1 protein-coding gene is annotated in these 1,821 nt (G+C 63.6%); it reads right to left on the bottom strand.

Annotated features, from left to right (window positions below; translation table 11 throughout):
• Window positions 1-47: 47 nt before the first annotated feature.
• On the bottom strand, window positions 48-1,670 hold the full coding sequence (locus ACFV9O_RS40220) for an ABC transporter substrate-binding protein (RefSeq protein ID WP_100454516.1): 1,623 nt from the start codon (window positions 1,668-1,670) through the stop codon (window positions 48-50).
• Between the last annotated feature and the right edge of the window lie 151 nt (window positions 1,671-1,821).

Below are 1,821 nucleotides of genomic sequence, written 5' to 3'. Positions count from 1 at the left end.
CGGTGCCGGGGTGATGGCCGAAGTGGGGAATTGGCCCGTGGGCGCGCTTACTTGACCGTGACCTCGGTGACCTCGAAGTCACCGTGGAAGTCGACCTTGACGTTGTCGACGTCCTTGCTGTGGCCACCGTTGATCTGGTACGTCCAGAGCGGGATGGCGGGCATCTTCTCGACCAGGACCTTCTCGGCCTCCTGGTAGAGCTTGATGGACTCCTCCAGCGTCTTGGCGTTGTCGCCCTTCTTGAACAAGTCGTCGACCTCCTTGTCGGAGAATCGACCGTTGTTCGCCTCGGCCGTGGTGCCGTACAGCTCACGCATGAAGTTGACGTTCAGCGGGTAGTCGGCGACCCAGCCACCGCGGTAGAACGACTTGACCTCGTCGTTGTCGCGCGCCTCGAGGTCGGTGGCGAAGTCGGGCTTGGCGTCGCCGAGGCACTCGACCCCGGTGGCGTTGCGGATGGACTCGCAGACCGCGGTCACCCACTCCTTGTGCCCACCGTCGGTGTTGTACTGGATGAAGATCTTGTTGTCCGGCACACCACCGCCTTCCTTGATGAGCTTCTTCGCCTCGTCCGGGTTGTAGTCGAACACCTCGGTGTCGAGGTCCTGGTTGCCCTTGACCTGCGGCGGGGTGAAGCTCTTCGCCGGCTTGCGGGTGTTGTTGAGGACGGTCTTGGTGATCGTCTCGCGGTCGATCGCCATCGACAGGCCCTGCATGACCTTGGGGTCGACGTCCTTCCACTGCTTCGTGTAGAAGGCGGGGACGATCGACTGGACGGCCGCGTACTCCTGCTCGACGGCGCCGTCACCGAGGTCGGACTTGTACTTCGGCAGGTCCTTCGGGCCGACCTGGCGGATCATGTCCAGGTTGCCGGAGAGGACGTCCTGGTAGGCGGCCTCGACGGTGGCGTAGTTCTTGAACTGGACGCCCTTGTTCTTGGCCTTGTTCGGACCGGTGTAGTCCGCGTTGGCCTTGACCTGGATGAGCTTGCGGTGCGTCCACTTCTCGAACGAGTACGGGCCGTTGCCGACCGGCTTCTGGCCGAACGCCTTCGGGTCGTCGAAGAAGACCTTGGGCAGCGGGGCCCAGGTGGCGTAGCCGAGCTTGTACTCGAAGTACGGGACCGGCTTGTCGAGCTCGATGGTGAAGGTGGTGTCGTCCACGGCCTTCAGGCCGGACATCTCCTTGGCCTTGGGCTTGGCGCCCTCACCGTCGGGGTGGACGTCCTCGTAGCCCTTGATGTCCTCGAACCAGAACGCGTTCTGCATCTTGTTCTCGATGTTCGCGGACCAGTTCCACGCATCGATGTAGGACTGGGAGGTGACGGGGGTGCCGTCGTGGAACTTCCAGCCCTTCTTCAGCTTCACCGTCCAGGTCTTCGAGTCCTTGGTCTCGATCGACTCGGCGTTGGTGTAGACGATGTTGCCCTCGGAGTCGAAGTCCAGGAGCTGGGTGAAGAGCGACTGGATGACGTACGAGCCGAGGGTCTCGTTGGTGTCGGCCGGGATCAGGGCCTTCTGCGGCTCGCCGACGTCGATCGAGACGTAGCCGGCGGGCTTGCCCGACGCCTTCGGCTTGTCGCCACCGTCGTCGTTGCCACCGCAGGCGGTCGCGGCCAGGGCGACGACTATCGCACCCGCGACCCACTTGGCGCTCTTGGCACCACGCATGGGTTCCTCCTCATGAGTCCACTTGTTCACTGCGAGAGAGGGCACAGGACGATCCGCCGACACCCCTGACGGCGAAGATCGAGTGCCCCAGTGTGCTCGTGAGTCGGCGCTCCCCACAGCGCGTGACCCATTGACCCGAGCTCTACGCGCT

Source organism: Streptomyces sp. NPDC059909 (assembly GCF_042730885.1).
Taxonomy (GTDB): Bacteria; Actinomycetota; Actinomycetes; order Streptomycetales; family Streptomycetaceae; genus Streptomyces.
Note: the sequence above shows the minus strand (reverse complement) of the source record. Positions and strands in the feature narration are given on the sequence as shown.